Origin of the sequence: Pseudoalteromonas xiamenensis (assembly GCF_017638925.1) — a bacterium.
GTDB classification, from domain to species: Bacteria; Pseudomonadota; Gammaproteobacteria; order Enterobacterales; family Alteromonadaceae; genus Pseudoalteromonas; species Pseudoalteromonas xiamenensis.
The window spans coordinates 394751-410524 of sequence record NZ_CP072133.1 but is presented as its reverse complement, the minus strand read 5'-3'; the positions used below and the strand labels follow the sequence as shown (position 1 = coordinate 410524).

Below are 15774 nucleotides of genomic sequence, written 5' to 3'. Positions count from 1 at the left end.
TTTATTATCATGTTCAATATTAAAAAGTGGTTTTCGAGTGATGACTCGACAACTTCCGAAATTTATGCCGCACTGAGCGAGTTCAAAAGCGCTGAATGTCCCTTAGGAATTCCAAAAGAATGGGTGACTAATGTGTCTGCCAAATCGGATAGCGTCGAGATAAAATTAACTTTGCCATTTGCCGCGAAATCGCTCTCAGAGACGCTTTCTTCGTTTTTAAGTTCAACACTCGCAAAATCTACTTCAGTAGCCACAGTGGTTCACTTGCCAGACGCTCCCAAATTTAAACAAATTCAGCATATCGTGTTGGTTGCCTCTGGAAAAGGGGGCGTTGGAAAGTCAACGACGGCCATAAATTTAGCGTATGCGTTGAAACAGGAAGGCGCAAAAGTCGGTGTTCTTGATGGCGATATTTACGGGCCGTCTATTCCCAAATTGCTGGGTTTGGAAGACGCAAAACCAGTTGCGTCAGATGACAAAACACTGCTTCCGCTGCAAAAACACGGTTTGGTAGCTCAATCAATCGGGTTTCTGGTTCCAGCGAGTGAAGCAACGGTATGGCGCGGGCCAATGGCTTCTCAGGCTTTAAATCAATTACTAAATGAAACCGCGTGGGGCGAACTCGACTATCTTATCGTTGATATGCCACCTGGGACTGGTGACATACAGCTAACCATGTCACAAAAAGTGCCCGCGAGTGGTGCTGTTATTGTAACGACTCCACAAGATTTGGCGCTTGCGGATGCGCAAAAGGGCATCGCGATGTTTTCAAAAGTGAACATGCCAATACTCGGTTTAATTGAAAACATGAGCTACTTTATATGCGGCCATTGCGGACAAGAGTCAGACGTGTTCGGTCGTAACGGTGGTAAGCAATTGGCCATGCGCCATGGCGTACCGTTGATCGCCGAAATTCCACTTCATACTGCGATTCGAGAGCAAGGGGAAAAAGCGCAGGAAGCGCTCGCAGAAGTCCCTGATATCGAGCTAAACTACCGGACATGTGCGCGCATTTTGGCAAGTACACTTTATTATCAAAACTTGGCGAGTAACCAAGTAGAAATTCTTATAACGGATGACTAATTAGATGAGACTCTCAGATACTCATATCAAAGAAGCGATTGCGACAGACCGAATCATTATTACCCCAAGGCCTAGTGATGATATGGTTTCGGGTATTACGGTGGATTTAAGACTTGGTAACAAATTCAGAGTTTTCCAAGATCACGCAGCACCTTATGTTGATTTGAGTGGTAAAAAAGAAGAAATCAACGCAGCGATGGAAAACATCATGAGCGATGAAATTGAAATTGCAGAGGGGCAAGCTTTTTTCCTGCATCCGGGCGAACTTGCGCTGGCCATGACGTATGAATCTGTGACATTGCCAGATGATTTGGTGGGATGGTTAGACGGTCGCTCATCTTTGGCTCGCCTTGGGCTTATGGTGCATGTGACTGCTCATCGAATTGATCCAGGTTGGTCAGGAAACATTGTTTTAGAATTTTACAACTCAGGCAAATTACCTTTAGCTTTAAGACCCAAAATGAAGATTGGTGCGTTAAGTTTTGAAACGATGAGTAGTTCAGCTGAAAATCCATACAACAAACGTAAAGACGCAAAATATAAAGGCCAAAATAGTGCCGTTGCAAGCCGAATAAGTGATGATAATTAAGAATTATGACTGGGCTAGGGCGTTTGTTGTTTTAATTTAATGAGTGTCTTGCCTTAGAGAGAAGTGTGACGAGAGTTGCACTTTTTCCTCCTATCAAATGAGTAATTGCTCTATATTACAGCACCTTCCTTCCTAAATGGTTGAGTTAAAGTTAGGTTCACTTTATCTCTTATAGCGTAAAAATTTACTGCCTTACTAGATTAATCCTTTGTTTAACTCGATTACTTCCTAAATTCTTTGTTGTTTTTTCCACGTAATCTCCCATACTTTTAACTGGCGGCAGTTCAATACTCAAGGAGGTGGGGATGCGATTGCGCTCAGTACTGTGTGTGCTGTTTTTCTTTGTGATCAGCCTTTCTATACTTTCTAGGGCACAGCAATCTGTTCCATATTCCGTTATGGTATGGGAAAGTGGATTACAAGAATCTCATATTGAAAATGCTATTGGCGCGCCGGATCTTTCTCCTTTGGATGAAGAAGCCTTTTTTATCGATTCTACATCGGTCGATTATTGGCTTATTGTTAAAACCGAAGAATCTAGTCCTGTCATCTTTACCACCTCGAAACCAATCGGTGTCTCGTTGGTGCTTTTCTTATATGAAAATGGAAAGGTGGTAGAAAGTAACGAGGTAAACGCCAGTTCTAGCTCGACTCCATTCATTGTTATCGAACGTCCCGAATCTCAGCAAGTTGCCGTGAAACTCACAAGTAAAGCGAAAACAAAAATCACGTTTTCTGTTGTACCTCAAAATGTATTTGTCGATCAAAACAATATACGAATAGCGTGGAACGGACTTCAAGCTGGTCTAGTCGCAATGATTGCGTTGATTATGGTTGGCTTCGCAACAGTCCGTAAAGGAGAGCGCACTATCTATGGTGCAATATACTTTGTGGGTGTCGCATTGCTTTCTATGTCTTTAACGGGGATTTCCGAAGTCTTAATCGGCCCGTTACCCGCGCAAGTAGTCAGCGACAACAATGGTTTTTGGTTAATCATCGCGCTGTTTTCGAGTATTTCTTATTACCGTCTTACGTACCAAGTAAGAGATTTTGAACCGACAATCGATGCATTTATTCAAGGACTCAGAATAGCATTTGTTTTTCTCGCATTATTGGAACTATGGAAAGGTGTACCAATCACTTTGTTATTCCTTTCTTTAACCGTCACGCTTGTCCTAAACCTTGGTCTTGTTATCCGATTCAGTAAGACAACGTCAATCAAGAAAGTTGTACTGATGGCTTGGTTTACTTTGGTTGGCTTAGTCTGTTACTGGATAGCCTCACAACTTTTTAATTCAATGCCTTACCGATTAGTTAACGTGACTCAAATTGCGGTTACCGTTCATGTCATTTTATTGTGCGCGGCTATGCTATTACGCGAAGTACAGCGTCAGAAAACATTTGTTTACTATTCGCTACACGATGATGAAACGGGTAGCCCAAACAAAAACTTCCTGTTTCGCGTACTTAGACAAAAAATGGAAGAAAACAAAGAACACTCGTTATTGCTTTTCAAAGCTTTTGTGGTTGAGCAAACGCGCATTAATTTTGGTATGGATTACGCACAGAAACATCTAAAGATACTGATTTCAAAGCTTAATGAACAATTATCGGTGTTGTCAAAAACACCCATTGAAGTAACAGACTCTGGTCCTTCCTATTTATTTAGATTGGAAGACAGTGTGTTCGCTATCATTATTGAGGGGAAATTAGAGCTTTCAACCGTTGAACAGTTTGTTTGTTTACTGTCTTCAGTGTTCGAAGAAGGTGTGAAGTATAAAGGAGCGCAGCTTGTTGATCAGCTTGAAGTCGGTGTGGCTAACTATCCAATGCATGCGACGTCACCTGATCAAATAGTACAACGTGCGTTACAAGCGATGTCCGTTAAAACAATGAGCGCTGATCGGTGGCATATATTCGATGTGGCCAATTCGGTAATCTCAGAAAGAAAACTCAAGATTTCTGCTGCACTTCGAGATGCGCTTGAAAGTGAGCAGTTTGAATTGTACCTGCAACCTCAAGTTTGCTTGAAGACAGGACAGGTTTATGGTGCTGAAGCCTTATTGCGCTGGCATCACCCAATTTTAGGGCAGATCCCACCAGACCAGTTTATTCCAATAGCCGAATCATCTGGGATTATCCATTCACTGACGGAGTGGGTGGTCGAGAAAGGCCTTACTTATCAAAAAGTGTTAAGTGAAATCTATCCTGAACACGTATTGTCACTCAATATTTCGGGTAAAGATTTAGCTCGAAGAGAGCCTCCCTGTCCACTTAATTACTTTATTGACTCAACTTGATTTATCGCCGTCAAAAATAACCTTAGAAATTACTGAATCCGCTACGATTGGTAATATGAATACCATTCGCGGTGTATTTGAAGATTACCGTCAAATAGGCGTGAAGATGGCAATTGATGATTTTGGTACTGGCTACTCTTCGTTAGCGTATTTGACTCAGCTTGGGTTTGATGAGTTAAAAATAGATAAGCAATTCGTGATGAATATGGAAAACATACCTAGCAATCAAACGATTTGCAACGCAACGTGTGATATGTCGCACAGTTTAGGATCTTCAGTGGTCGCCGAAGGAGTTGAAAGTCAAACAGCGTATCTCTTACTAAAGAAATACGGTTGTGATTATGGGCAAGGGTACTATATTGCGCGTCCTATGCCTTTCGATGAATACGTACAGTGGCTAGGAGAATCCATCACAAGCTACGCTGCAACAAGCAACCTAAGTCGTTAAAGTATTTCAAGTAAAGCGGTTCGATCCGTTTTGCAAGAGCACGATCAGGAAAACCGCCTTGTTTTTCTAGACAGCTTCCGAACACATCATTTACTAAAAATGGATTGATAATCTCGGTGTGTGAAGCAATGAAATGTTCAAAGGCACGAGCCGAAAGTTCTTCTGGTTTAGCGTAATAAAATTGCTTTTGTTGTCGGTCAAGTGATGTCGCTTTATTCACATACAGACTGATGTTTCGTTGGTCTGCTGATAGAAATAACTGTCTAAATAAGTTGTCTAAATATTGATTCAGTGGATGAGTGTTCGATATCGCATCGTCTAGCCAACGGCTTGATGCAAAATGAATAGCGTGGGCGTCTTTAAAAAGAAATTTACAGATATAGTGGTCAAAAGCGTGCCACCACTCATGAGCAAGAGCGCCTTTTCCTGCGTTTTTAGCCAATGCGAGCGTTCTTGAATGAGCGGCGTAATGAGCTTGAACCCCTAGCTGACCGCCGGTGCCATAAGCTAGATTGAGCGTTTGTCGCAAGCCAAGTAATTTACTTGGTACATTTAAAATTAAACTTAAGTCAGCAAAAGCATCGTAAATTAAATTAGCGGCAAACAATCGTTCTTCTTTGGTGACCCAATGTCCGATTTTTATCGTATTAAAGCCAAACGTTTCTTTAATATCCGAAAAATCCACTTGGTCATTAAAGCGATAGTCAGGCCCCATTCTGTACATTTACGGTTTACCTTGATAGCGACTGTGAAGGGACTCAGGCATAAGTTGAATTTGTTTTTCGATGAATTTTTGGAAAAAAGACACATGTCCCGTTAACTGTACTTTTTCTAAGCACTCTATAGCATATACGCTTGCTTCAAACGAAGAGAGGCTATAGCTAAGTTCTGTAGAACGAATACGATATAGATTTTGAGGTACGGTCTTAAAGCTAACACAAGGTAAAGTTTGCAGCGTCTGTACTGACATGTAGAGCTTGAAGGCTTTTTTCCAACTGCCATCGAGGATGATTAGCGTGTTTATCTTTTGTGGTGCAGATTTAGTATCGTCTAATATTAATGCGCTTTGTGAAGGATAAAGGATTGCTGAATTTTCCAAATTGATTTGCTTTAATTCCTCAGCAATTGTCTTTGCATCGCCATCAATGATAGTCGTATTTGAAAACACCAAAGGTAACAAACATGCGGTGTTTTTCGCATGGTTAGTTTCTGATTTGTCGCGTAACACCAACAAATGTATCGCATTTTCAAATTTAGGGATTAAAGCGTCGCAAATACAGCGCTTTTCTATAAATCCACATTGCTCACAAAAGGCTCTAGCCAAGTCGATACTCCAAATGTGTTTGGCGATTGCGAATTGTTTGCGGTATAGCTAATCACGCATCGAAAATAATTTGAATGCGAAAAGGCTGATTGCAGTTTTAATGTTACTTGAGCAAACAACTCTGAATTATTCGCAGTTTAACATACTGAGTCGTGTATAATTAAACCTTTGCTTAATTCCCAGTTTTAGCTAGCATTAAAAGAGCAGTAAAAAATCACTGGAAACGGTTTTTAGATAAGGAAAAAGTATGAATGTCACCATCGACGAAAGTGCACTTTTAAGCATGCAATCCCTTTTAGGAGAGCAGTTTAACGATACACTGGTTTTTTGTTGTAGTGAATTCGAGCGACTAGAATCAGAAGTGATGTTGGCGCTGCATGGTGACATGCAAAGTGCAATTCGAAATGCGCATAGCTTGAAGTCAAACGCAGCTCAATTTGGTGCGCTTAGCCTCAGCAATACTGCAAGAGAGATTGAACAGGCGTTAATTAAAGATGAGCATGAATTGGCAAAAGAAATTGCTCAAGGTCTTGCGGAGCAGGTTGCAGGTTCAAAGGCCAAACTAAACGCGTGGCTTGATGCAAATGGCTAGTCGAACTTGAATTAATTTCACTTTCAACGATTTCAAAAGCTACTATTTTTCCCTCTTTGACTGAGCTATTCTAGCTCTCTACAGAGGGGGAATATGTCTAGAATTTCAAAGAGTAACAAATTACATGGCGTTTGTTACGACATCAGGGGTCCTGTTCTTGCACAAGCAAAGAAAATGGAAGAGGATGGCCTTAAAGTTTTAAAACTCAACATCGGCAATCCCGCCGCATTTGGGTTTGATATGCCTGAAGATATGCACCGAGATATCATCCGCAATCTTTACTCCGCGCAAGGTTACTGTGATTCTAAAGGCCTTTATTCAGCGCGCGTTGCTGTCTACCAACATTATCAGCAGAAAAAATTACCAAACATCAGCGTTGATAACATCTACATCGGCAACGGTGTTAGCGAACTTATCCAAATGGTTACGCAAGCGCTATTGAATGATGGTGATGAAGTATTAATTCCTGCGCCGGATTATCCACTCTGGACTGCTTCAGTAAAGTTAGCTGGCGGAACGCCTGTACACTATTTGTGTGACGAGGAACAAGACTGGTTCCCTGATATCGCCGACATTCGTAAAAAGGTGACGCCTAAAACAAAAGCGTTGGTACTGATAAACCCAAATAACCCGACAGGTGCAGTGTACAGCAAAGCGTTGCTAGAAGAACTCGTGACCGTAGCGCGAGAGAACAACTTATTGATCCTAAGCGACGAAATCTATGAAAAAATTCTCTATGAAGGCGTAGAGCATTTTTCTATCGCGGCAATGTGTGAAGACCTACCTGTTATCACGTTCAATGGACTCGCGAAAACCTATCGTGCAGCGGGTTTACGAATGGGATGGATGGTACTAAGTGGAAAAATTTCCAGAATGATGGACTTGATATCTGGACTGGATATGCTCGCATCAATGCGTTTATGTGCGAACGTACCTGCACAATTCGCAATCCAGCAGGCATTGGGTGGCGTTCAATCGATAGATCAGTTAATCGAACCAGGTGGTCGCTTATTCGAGCAACGAAATATCGTGTCACAGTCGCTTAATAGCATCGATGGATTAAGTTGTGTGAAACCGATGGGAGCTTTGTATGCGTTTCCAAAGGTAGATATAGCGAAGTTTGGTATTAAAGACGATGAGAAAATGGTTTTGGATTTGCTTCGAGAAGAGAAAATCCTGCTCGTTCATGGTCGCGCATTCAACTGGCCAAAGCCTGACCATTTCCGCGTGGTGTTCTTGCCTCACAAAGATGAGCTTGAACCCGCAATGAAACGCGTTGAGCGATTTTTTAGCCATTACAAACAGAGTTAAAAATAGGGCGGTAAAGCCCTAATGCCGTTCACTTAAGGTGAGCGGCATTTCTTTTTATGGGGTAACGGCTTGGTCGCTTTTTAACGCTTCTTGGGAATGTTCTTTGCCGTCTGGGTGCCAGGATCAAGCTTTCTGTCATTTCATAAAAATTTTGAAGCTGCCTTGGTAAAGTACCCGGTGAAGAATACGGAAGGCCAACCAATAGCCTCATTATATGAGCTAGCGCACCATTAAAACTGAGCTGGTACGGTAAATAGTCCCCCTTTAGCATCATGCACATTTGTGTCATCTGATATCGGATAAGATTATATGTCAGTAGTATCCCCCAGAGCTCTTGCTTGACCAATTCAGGCAAACGGCTTCTAAGTGTAAGGCGATTCCCAAGCATATACTGTTTTTGCTCTCGATATCCCAACTCTATTTCCCAACGGTGACTATATAAGTCTGCGATTTCAGCTAATGGATACTTCATTGGGTCAGTCATGGAAGTCAGTACATCGTGCTGCTTGCCTTGCATTTGTCGAGATACCAATCGAACGGTGAGTTCGTTGGGTAACTCAGGCCATAGTTTTCTAGCTCTCGGGTTACTGGTTAATTTAACCAATTTATCTTGTCGACCTAATTTACGTACAACTTCGTATTGAACATTCTTTTTCAATGGAATTAACCAGTGTCTCTCAAGGCCTGTATTTGCCCATTTATGCAATAATCCCAGAGAATAAAAGCCTCGGTCAAACATAGTTAAGCTGTTATCTGGTGTAGTTTCTATGAGTTGTTCAGCCAACACCATTTCATTTACTGCATATGAGTCGAATGCGCTACCAGTGATAAGATGTGAGACTCAGCTCCATTTGGCAAACCATGCGTACTTGCGGGTATTGAGTTTCTAATCCGTTATTATTTGTTGGCTTCATGAATGACTGATTGTTTGCATCTGTATCTTCTGTTCGCCACACGACACCATCTACTCCAAGCAAGGTTAATCCGTTCCATGTTGGTAAATTAGCTTGTTCTCGCCAATGTTTTTGAGTGCATTGGAACAATGCTTTTGCAGCAGCTTCACCTAATGTTTTCCGTCTTTGCGTTAATGCACTTGGAGCAACAAATGGTTTGCCTTCTCTATCAACAATATCCAATAAGTTAACGACATCCGCCATGGATTTATCATTATAGATAGCCATGCCAATTAAAAGCCACGCCATCGACTCTAATGTCAACTTTCGTTTCCTCAGAGTTACCGTATCAGTAAGAGCATAAGCTTCCTCGATTAACTCCAAAGGTAACAGGTTAGCAAGGGTTTCGACTTGATTGGGTTTCCAATTGTTAATGACATCAAGAGCGTGAGATACGAGCATAAAAAAATCCGATAAACATGGTCTATCGGATTTTTACATATTCAAAAGATCGGTCAATTGATCTAACTTTTAATGCCTAAACTGATCGGCATTAGCGGTAAAGCCCTATTTTTTATTAAATCATTTAGTTATTACGAACTAAATTTGCATGTATTTGAAATAAACTTGGCATAGAGGTTAGGTAAATGAGAGATGATTTCTTCTTTGCCTCTGACGTCAGTGTTAGCGATTGCTTCGATAACATGGTTAATTGACATGATTTGCTCGTAACGTGAGGCGACAGGATGAAAGCTAATATGCCATGGCTCTTCGGCGACTCCACCTTGAAACTCGCGATATGGAAAGTAAAAGTCTGAGCCTTTCAATTCCTCAGCTAACCACAATGAAAAAGGAGCTTGGTCACCATGGAAATATTCAGCGGGTGTAAGCTGGAGCGGTTTCGCATCGGAGGTGAGATTTTTTGCATATACATCGAAATCAGACCCCCAATGATGTCGGCTTGCACCAGGAAGCGCTGAAAAGAGCATAATGGCGCTTATACGTTCAAATACGCTAAGCACGTTGACATCAAGTTCTTTGCCTTCATACGAATAAACCGGTCTAAGTCCATCGAACTTGTTGTTCCAAATAAACATTTGTCGCTCAAAAGATCTAAAACCCGAAGCAATACTAAGTTCAAAACCTGCGCTCTGTGCTCGTTGTTTTAATGCATGCAATGGCCCAACCGCGAGTTGATGAACGAGAACATTGTCATACTGAACTAAATGCGTTTGAGTTTTTCCAGTTAGTTCTAGTAAGTCGATTCTCATGTGAGTAACTCAACGAGTATTGCTTCATAGATGTCAGTGAGTTTATCAAGAGATTCGGTAGAGACACACTCATTGACTTGGTGGATCGTTTTATTTAACGGGCCTAACTCAATCACCTTACAGCCTGTTTGGGCTATGAATCGCCCATCGGATGTGCCGCCTGACGTTTCTGGAGTCGAGTCAATACCGGTCACTGTTTTTATCGCTTTCAACGTTGCCGTAAGAAGCTCTCCCGGTTCAGTTAAAAAAGGTAAACCATTTAGAGTCCAGTCTAATCTAAATTCAATTCCCTTAGATTCAAGCACTTTAATTACTCGAGATTTGAGTCTCATCCGCCGTAACTTCAGTTGAAAATCGGAAATTGAATTGAACGTCGATGGATCCAGGTATTACGTTGCCTGCGCCCGTACCACCATGAATATTCGAAATTTGAAAGCTCGTAGCAGGGAAGAACGCATTGCCGTTGTCCCACACTATCGCGTTTAGCGATTGAATCACGTCACCCGCCAAATGAATGGGGTTGAGTGCAAGGTGAGGGTATGCAACATGGCCTTGTTTTCCAATAATGGTCAAATGACCAGTGAGCGAGCCTCGGCGCCCGTTTTTCACGACATCACCCAACTCGGACCGACTAGAAGGCTCTCCAACTAGGCACATGTCTATTTTTTCATTTCTCGACTCTAACAAATCGACAACTTTGGTAGTACCGTTTACAAAAGGACCTTCTTCATCTGAGGTAATCAAAAATGATATGGAGCCTTTGTGATTGGGGTGCTTTTTAACAAAACGCTCTGTGGCGACTACCATTGCAGCAAGTGAGCCTTTCATATCCGCAGCCGCCACGGCCATGTAAATAGCCATCAACGACCTTACCCTCGAAAGGAGGATATAACCAATCAGACTCCTTACCTACAGGAACAACGTCCGTATGGCCCGCGAAGCAGAAGTGAGGAGAAGTCTTGCCTTTACGCGCCCATGTATTGAGGGTGTCTGTATAAAATAATTCTTCAACGTCAAAGCCCATCGAAGCTAGGCGTTCATTCATTAAAGATTGGCATCCAGCATCTTCAGGAGTCACAGAAGGCCTTTGAATTAAAGCTTGTGCGAGTTGGAGCGTGTCGCTAAATGACATATCAGTTTAGCTCTTCATATTGTTTCTGATTGAACCCAATTAGATACTTGCCATTATGAACGAGCACTGGACGTTTTATCATTGCTGGGTATTCGACAAGTAGTTCTATGGCGGTTTGTTCGTTAAGGTTGTTTTTTTGCTCGTCGCTTAACTGACGATAGGTCGTGCCACGTTTGTTAAGTAAATCTTCCCAAGTGAGCGAGGTCAAAAATTCTTTAATGAGGGTATCGGAAACACCATCTTTTCTATAATCGTGAAACTCAAAGTTTACGCCTTGTGCCTCGAGTTGCTTTTTTGCTTTTTTAATTGTGTCACAATTAGGAATACCATACATGATCGTGGTCATTTTTGTTCCTCTGCAATGGTAATTAATGGGTCTATACCCGCTTTTACTTGTTTAAGGGGCGTATAATAACGTAATTTTCGATTTTCATTCAGCACCACATAGGTCGCGAGCGCCTTCGTGTCTACTGGCAGCGCCAATCTAACCAAACTGTCGCCTCGGCGCATTGCTGAGCTTTGAGTATGTATAAGCTTTAGGTATTCTGGCGTTTGTAGGTGCCAAGGTAGTGATAGGTGAATAAGCACTTTGTGGCCATCAAACGACTCTAAGACCCATTCAAGTCCGCCTTGTTTAATGGCGAGTATCGCACCATCAAATGGCGCAACGACTATTTCATGTGAAAGCTCAACACAAATACCTTTGCCTAATATCCCAGAAGAAAAAATAGGGTCTGGATGCGTGTTCACAGAAACTACTTTGCCAGAAAATGGACTTGCTAGATTACATATAGGTTGGGTTATCTGCGTGATAGGACAATAAGAAATTGGTGATTGCATAAGGCTAATTTAAAAAGTGATACCCGTCTTTTTTCAAGGCTTTAATTGCATCATCTACTTGCAGCTGTTTAACTAATATGTAGTCAGTGTCATACGTAGAAATGGCAAAAATAGAAACATTCGCTTTAGCAAGTACACCCGAGATGTTTGCCATAATACCCGTCAGGGAAAACCCAAGTGGGCCGACAACTTCCAATGCTCGCCAATTGGACTCGGTGGCGAAGCTGTCAATGTGGATAGTAGATGGACAGACAATAGAAAGTTCATCTGGGGTTTTGGCAATAAAGAATACATCAGCTCTAAACACTGAGGCAGGAATGTCAGCAGTTTCATCCATACTGTGGATAGAAAAGTTTTCTGTTAGAAGCTGCAAAGTTTGTTTTGACATTCGTTACCTGCTTAGTCGTGCAAAATGAATACCTATGTCTCTTTAGATAGTATAGCCAAGCCAATAAAATTAAAACCTTTTTATTGGCTTGGCAAAGTAACCTAGTCGGTTACTTTCGCGTCTAACTGTTTAGCTTGAATCGCGGTTAACGCAATTGTATAGACGATATCATCAACCAAAGCACCGCGAGACAGGTCGTTCACCGGCTTTCGCATACCTTGTAACATCGGTCCTATACTCACTAAATCAGCACTACGTTGTACTGCTTTATATGTTGTATTCCCCGTGTTTAAATCTGGGAATACAAATACCGTGGCTTTACCCGCAACAGGGCTGTTCGGTGCCTTTTTCTTCGCGACGTTTTCCATGATTGCGGCATCATATTGCAAAGGCCCATCAATCATTAAGTCTGGACGTTTAGATTTTGCAATTTCAGTCGCTTCTCGCACTTTATCTACGTCCGCACCATGGCCTGAAGTCCCTGTACTATAACTAATCATTGCTACACGAGGTTCAATGCCAAATGCTTTAGCTGAATCGGCTGATTGAATAGCAATATCGGCGAGTTGCTGTGCAGTTGGGTCTGGGTTTATAGCGCAATCACCGTAAACCAAAACCTGATCAGGCAGAAGCATGAAGAAAACAGAACTGACTAGCGATGAACCTGGAGCCGTTTTAATAAGTTGCAACGCAGGACGAATCGTATTTGCTGTTGTATTCACAGCGCCAGAGACTAGGCCGTCGACGTCGTTTTGCGCCAACATCATAGTGCCGAGCACCACGTTATCTTGAAGTTGCTCTTCGGCTACAACTTCGGTCAACCCTTTATTTTTTCTAAGTTCAACCATTGGCCCAACGTAGTTTCTCACAATGTCTTTAGGCTCGAGTATCATGACATTTTCGTTTAATACAACACCTTGTTGTTCAGCAATACGGTAAATTTCTTCCTGATCACCAAGCAAGATCGTTTTAGCTATACCTCGTTCGCCACATATTGCCGCCGCTTTGATTGTACGAGGCTCATTGCCTTCCGGTAACACTATCGTTTTTGCTGCGCGACGGGCCAAATCAGTTAATAGATAACGGAAAGCAGGAGGCGAAAGTTTGCGTGTTTTAGCAACGCCTTTTGCCAAATCATCTAACCAATCAGAATCGATATTGGCTGCGTTGTGGAGCTTAACCTTTTCGATTCGTTGCTCGTCGTCACACGGCACTTCCATGTTAAAATTATGAAGAAGTAGCGACGTTTTCCAAGTGTCCGATTGTGTCGCCAAAATAGGCAAACCTGTTTGCATCGCTTGCTCACATAGCTTCATGATCCGCTGTTCTGGCTTGAAACCACCTGTAAGCAAAATTGCGCCAAGTTTTACGCCATTCATAGCCGATAAGCAGGCTGCAACTAAGACGTCGGAACGGTCGCCTGGCGTGACAATGAGCGCGCCTGGAGTAAAGTGATTAAGAATGTTTGACACGGTACGCGCACAGAAAGTAACACGTCTGAGGCGCCGATGTGCCATATCACCTTCATTAATAATTTCGGCATTAAGGTAAGCACTCAAATCTTTCACGCGAGGGGCAACAAGATCAAATTCCCACGGGATCATGCCAAGGAGCATAAAAGGGTGCTTTCTAAAGATAGGCAAAGAGGCTAGACGGTTGAGTTCGTTCTCTAACATGTCTGGATTGTGTTGGTCGACTAAATCCGCTCTTGCACGACCATCCTCATCGAGTGGCGCGTTTACTTTGTTGAAAATGCAACCAAGCACTCTAGAATGCTTTACACCGCCATAGTTACCAGCGGCAATCTCTAATCGGTCTTCAAGTTCGTCGTTGCTGTCATTGCCTGGGGTCAGAACAAAAACGATATCGGCTCCTAAGGTTTGGGCTATTTCACGATTTACTCGACCAGCGTATGGCTGGCGACGTGTAGGCACCATACCTTCAATGATGACAACTTCGTCATTCGCTGTTCCACTTTCAAATCGTTCAACGATTTCCTCAAGTAAATCATCGCCTTTACCCTCACTTATCATATTCTCAGCATAGGTAAGTTCAAATGGTGCTGGTGGATTGATACTTGAACCTTGTTTCACTATTAACGTCGACTTCTCAGGGCCTTGCTCATCTTTACGAGGTTGAGCGATAGGCTTAAAGAAATTAACTTTAACGGCTTTTTGTTCGAGCGCGCGGACAAGACCGACCGAAACAGAGGTAAGGCCGACACCTGTCGAAATCGGCACTAACATAATGCGTCTGCCCATTATTTTGTCTCCTTCGCAATGCGCGCAGCATCTTTTGCGATAACCCATTCTTCGTTGGTGGGAACAACAAGTGCTATAACATTAGAGTCATTAGTGCTGATAATACCTTGGTGACCAAATCTCGATGCTTGGTTTTTATCATGATCACAAGTCATACCAAAAAAGGCTAACTGTTCGATTACGCGTTGACGGATCAGATCTGAGTTTTCACCTATGCCACCGGTAAATACAAGCGCATCGAAGCTCGCCAAGTGAAACGGCAAAAGACGCGATGTATTTTGCTAATCTAAAACAGAACATTTCAAGCGCAAGTTGAGCTTGCTTGTGTCCATTTGCAGCCGCTTCTTCGATAGTGCGGCAGTCGTTGGACAACGCTGAGATCCCTAATAGGCCACTTTGCTTATTCAGTAGCGTATCAATATCTTTGCTTGAGTAACCCAGTTGGTCACTCAGGTAAGCAAAAAGACCAGGGTCAATATCACCACTACGGGTGCCCATCACTAACCCTTCAAGAGGCGTGAGTCCCATGCTTGTATCGACAGAACGGCCATTTCTTATTGCAGTAACGGAGCAGCCATTACCTAAATGGGCGGTCACAATTTTAGAATTATTTTTATCAAGGCCTAAAATTTGGTGTGTTTGTTCCGATACATAATAATGGCTTGTCCCATGAAAACCGTATCGACGGATACCATGTTTTTGATACATTTCGTAAGGTAACGCGTATAGATAGGCGTGTTCAGGCATTGTTTGATGGAATGCAGTGTCAAAAACAGCGATTTGAGGCAAGTGCTTGAACGCACTGGTTGCCACATCGATACCGAGCAAGTTAGCTGGGTTATGAAGCGGAGCGAGAGCGGACGTTAGTTGAATTGCAGCAAGAACGTCCCCATCTACTAAGATAGATTGGGTGAAAGCCTCACCACCATGAACAACACGATGACCTACGGCAACGAGGTCGTCGCCGAGCTTAAGTTCTGTGATGAGGTCTACAAGTTTTAAGATAGCCGCTTTATGCTCTGCATGTGGCGGTAGTTCAACCACCGTTTTAGTTCCTGAAAATTTATATTTCAGAGAAGGTGCAGCGTCACCTAAGCGTTCAGCGAGGCCACTGAGAATTTCGTGACCTGTTGATGCAGCGATGATGGCGAATTTAAAACTTGAGCTTCCGCAATTTAGAACGAGGACGTGTTGAGATGGCATAGATTGATATCCGTTTTGACAATAACCGTATACGCGTATTAAGCTCTAGGTATAGGCGCTTACAAACGCCGCACTAGACTAAGGTAGAATTGACCTTGATTAGGTTTAATTTTACCTGATTTTTGAGTAAAACGTTAGC

Annotated in this window: 13 protein-coding genes and 3 pseudogenes; 6 read left to right on the top strand and 10 right to left on the bottom strand. The window is 42.6% G+C overall.

Annotation, left to right across the window (positions count from 1 at the left end):
• The first annotated feature begins 9 nt into the window (after nucleotides 1-9).
• From apbC to J5O05_RS22310, 4 genes are all read left to right on the top strand, one after another.
• On the top strand, nucleotides 10-1083 hold the full coding sequence (gene apbC, locus J5O05_RS02125; RefSeq protein ID WP_208843398.1) for an iron-sulfur cluster carrier protein ApbC: 1074 nt from the start codon (nucleotides 10-12) through the stop codon (nucleotides 1081-1083).
• 4 nt (nucleotides 1084-1087) lie between these two features.
• On the top strand, nucleotides 1088-1672 hold the full coding sequence (dcd, locus tag J5O05_RS02120; RefSeq protein WP_208843397.1) for a dCTP deaminase: 585 nt from the start codon (nucleotides 1088-1090) through the stop codon (nucleotides 1670-1672).
• 305 nt (nucleotides 1673-1977) lie between these two features.
• The gene (locus J5O05_RS22315) at nucleotides 1978-3972 is read left to right on the top strand and encodes an EAL domain-containing protein (protein ID WP_208843396.1); all 1995 of its coding nucleotides are present in this window, start codon (nucleotides 1978-1980) and stop codon (nucleotides 3970-3972) included.
• Nucleotides 3959-4420 (top strand): EAL domain-containing protein, encoded by a 462-nt coding sequence (locus J5O05_RS22310; protein ID WP_208843395.1) that lies wholly within the window; start codon nucleotides 3959-3961, stop codon nucleotides 4418-4420. Before J5O05_RS22315 ends, J5O05_RS22310 begins: the two co-directional genes overlap by 14 nt.
• Here J5O05_RS22310 and J5O05_RS02105 read toward each other — a convergent pair.
• Both J5O05_RS02105 and J5O05_RS02100 read right to left on the bottom strand, forming a co-directional pair.
• A complete protein-coding gene (locus tag J5O05_RS02105; protein WP_208843394.1) occupies nucleotides 4383-5144 on the bottom strand; it encodes a CLCA_X family protein in 762 nt (253 codons plus the stop codon). The genes J5O05_RS22310 and J5O05_RS02105 overlap by 38 nt on opposite strands.
• Nucleotides 5145-5744, bottom strand: a complete 600-nt coding sequence (locus J5O05_RS02100; RefSeq protein WP_208843393.1) for a tRNA-uridine aminocarboxypropyltransferase — start codon at nucleotides 5742-5744, stop codon at nucleotides 5145-5147.
• A gap of 247 nt (nucleotides 5745-5991) precedes the next feature.
• Between J5O05_RS02100 and J5O05_RS02095 the strand changes: the two genes are divergently transcribed.
• On the top strand, nucleotides 5992-6336 hold the full coding sequence (locus tag J5O05_RS02095; protein WP_208843392.1) for an Hpt domain-containing protein: 345 nt from the start codon (nucleotides 5992-5994) through the stop codon (nucleotides 6334-6336).
• Nucleotides 6337-6429: 93 nt separating this feature from the next.
• Nucleotides 6430-7647 (top strand): pyridoxal phosphate-dependent aminotransferase, encoded by a 1218-nt coding sequence (locus J5O05_RS02090; RefSeq protein WP_208843391.1) that lies wholly within the window; start codon nucleotides 6430-6432, stop codon nucleotides 7645-7647.
• A 28-nt stretch (nucleotides 7648-7675) separates the two neighbouring features.
• Here the strand turns inward: J5O05_RS02090 and J5O05_RS02085 are convergent.
• From J5O05_RS02085 to J5O05_RS02050, 8 genes and pseudogenes are all read right to left on the bottom strand, one after another.
• Nucleotides 7676-9002: pseudogene (locus J5O05_RS02085) on the bottom strand (IS4 family transposase).
• A gap of 131 nt (nucleotides 9003-9133) precedes the next feature.
• Nucleotides 9134-9811 carry a M15 family metallopeptidase gene (locus J5O05_RS02080; RefSeq protein ID WP_208843390.1) on the bottom strand — a complete coding sequence of 226 codons (678 nt, stop codon included), beginning with the start codon at nucleotides 9809-9811 and terminating at the stop codon, nucleotides 9134-9136.
• Nucleotides 9808-10943 (bottom strand): annotated as a pseudogene (gene dapE / locus J5O05_RS02075) (succinyl-diaminopimelate desuccinylase). The gene J5O05_RS02080 and the pseudogene dapE overlap by 4 nt, the downstream one beginning before the upstream one ends.
• A gap of 1 nt (nucleotide 10944) precedes the next feature.
• Nucleotides 10945-11289 (bottom strand): ArsC family reductase, encoded by a 345-nt coding sequence (locus tag J5O05_RS02070; protein WP_208843389.1) that lies wholly within the window; start codon nucleotides 11287-11289, stop codon nucleotides 10945-10947.
• Nucleotides 11286-11783: a PTS glucose transporter subunit IIA gene (locus tag J5O05_RS02065; protein ID WP_280117670.1), complete on the bottom strand. Its 498-nt coding sequence runs from the start codon at nucleotides 11781-11783 to the stop codon at nucleotides 11286-11288. The genes J5O05_RS02070 and J5O05_RS02065 overlap by 4 nt, the downstream gene beginning before the upstream one ends.
• Nucleotides 11784-11787: 4 nt before the next feature.
• Entirely contained in the window at nucleotides 11788-12171 is a 384-nt protein-coding gene (locus J5O05_RS02060) for an ACT domain-containing protein (RefSeq protein ID WP_208843387.1), read from the bottom strand.
• A 101-nt stretch (nucleotides 12172-12272) separates the two neighbouring features.
• On the bottom strand, nucleotides 12273-14432 hold the full coding sequence (pta, locus tag J5O05_RS02055) for a phosphate acetyltransferase (protein ID WP_208843386.1): 2160 nt from the start codon (nucleotides 14430-14432) through the stop codon (nucleotides 12273-12275).
• Nucleotides 14432-15635 (bottom strand): annotated as a pseudogene (locus tag J5O05_RS02050) (acetate/propionate family kinase). The gene pta and the pseudogene J5O05_RS02050 overlap by 1 nt, the downstream one beginning before the upstream one ends.
• Between the last annotated feature and the right edge of the window lie 139 nt (nucleotides 15636-15774).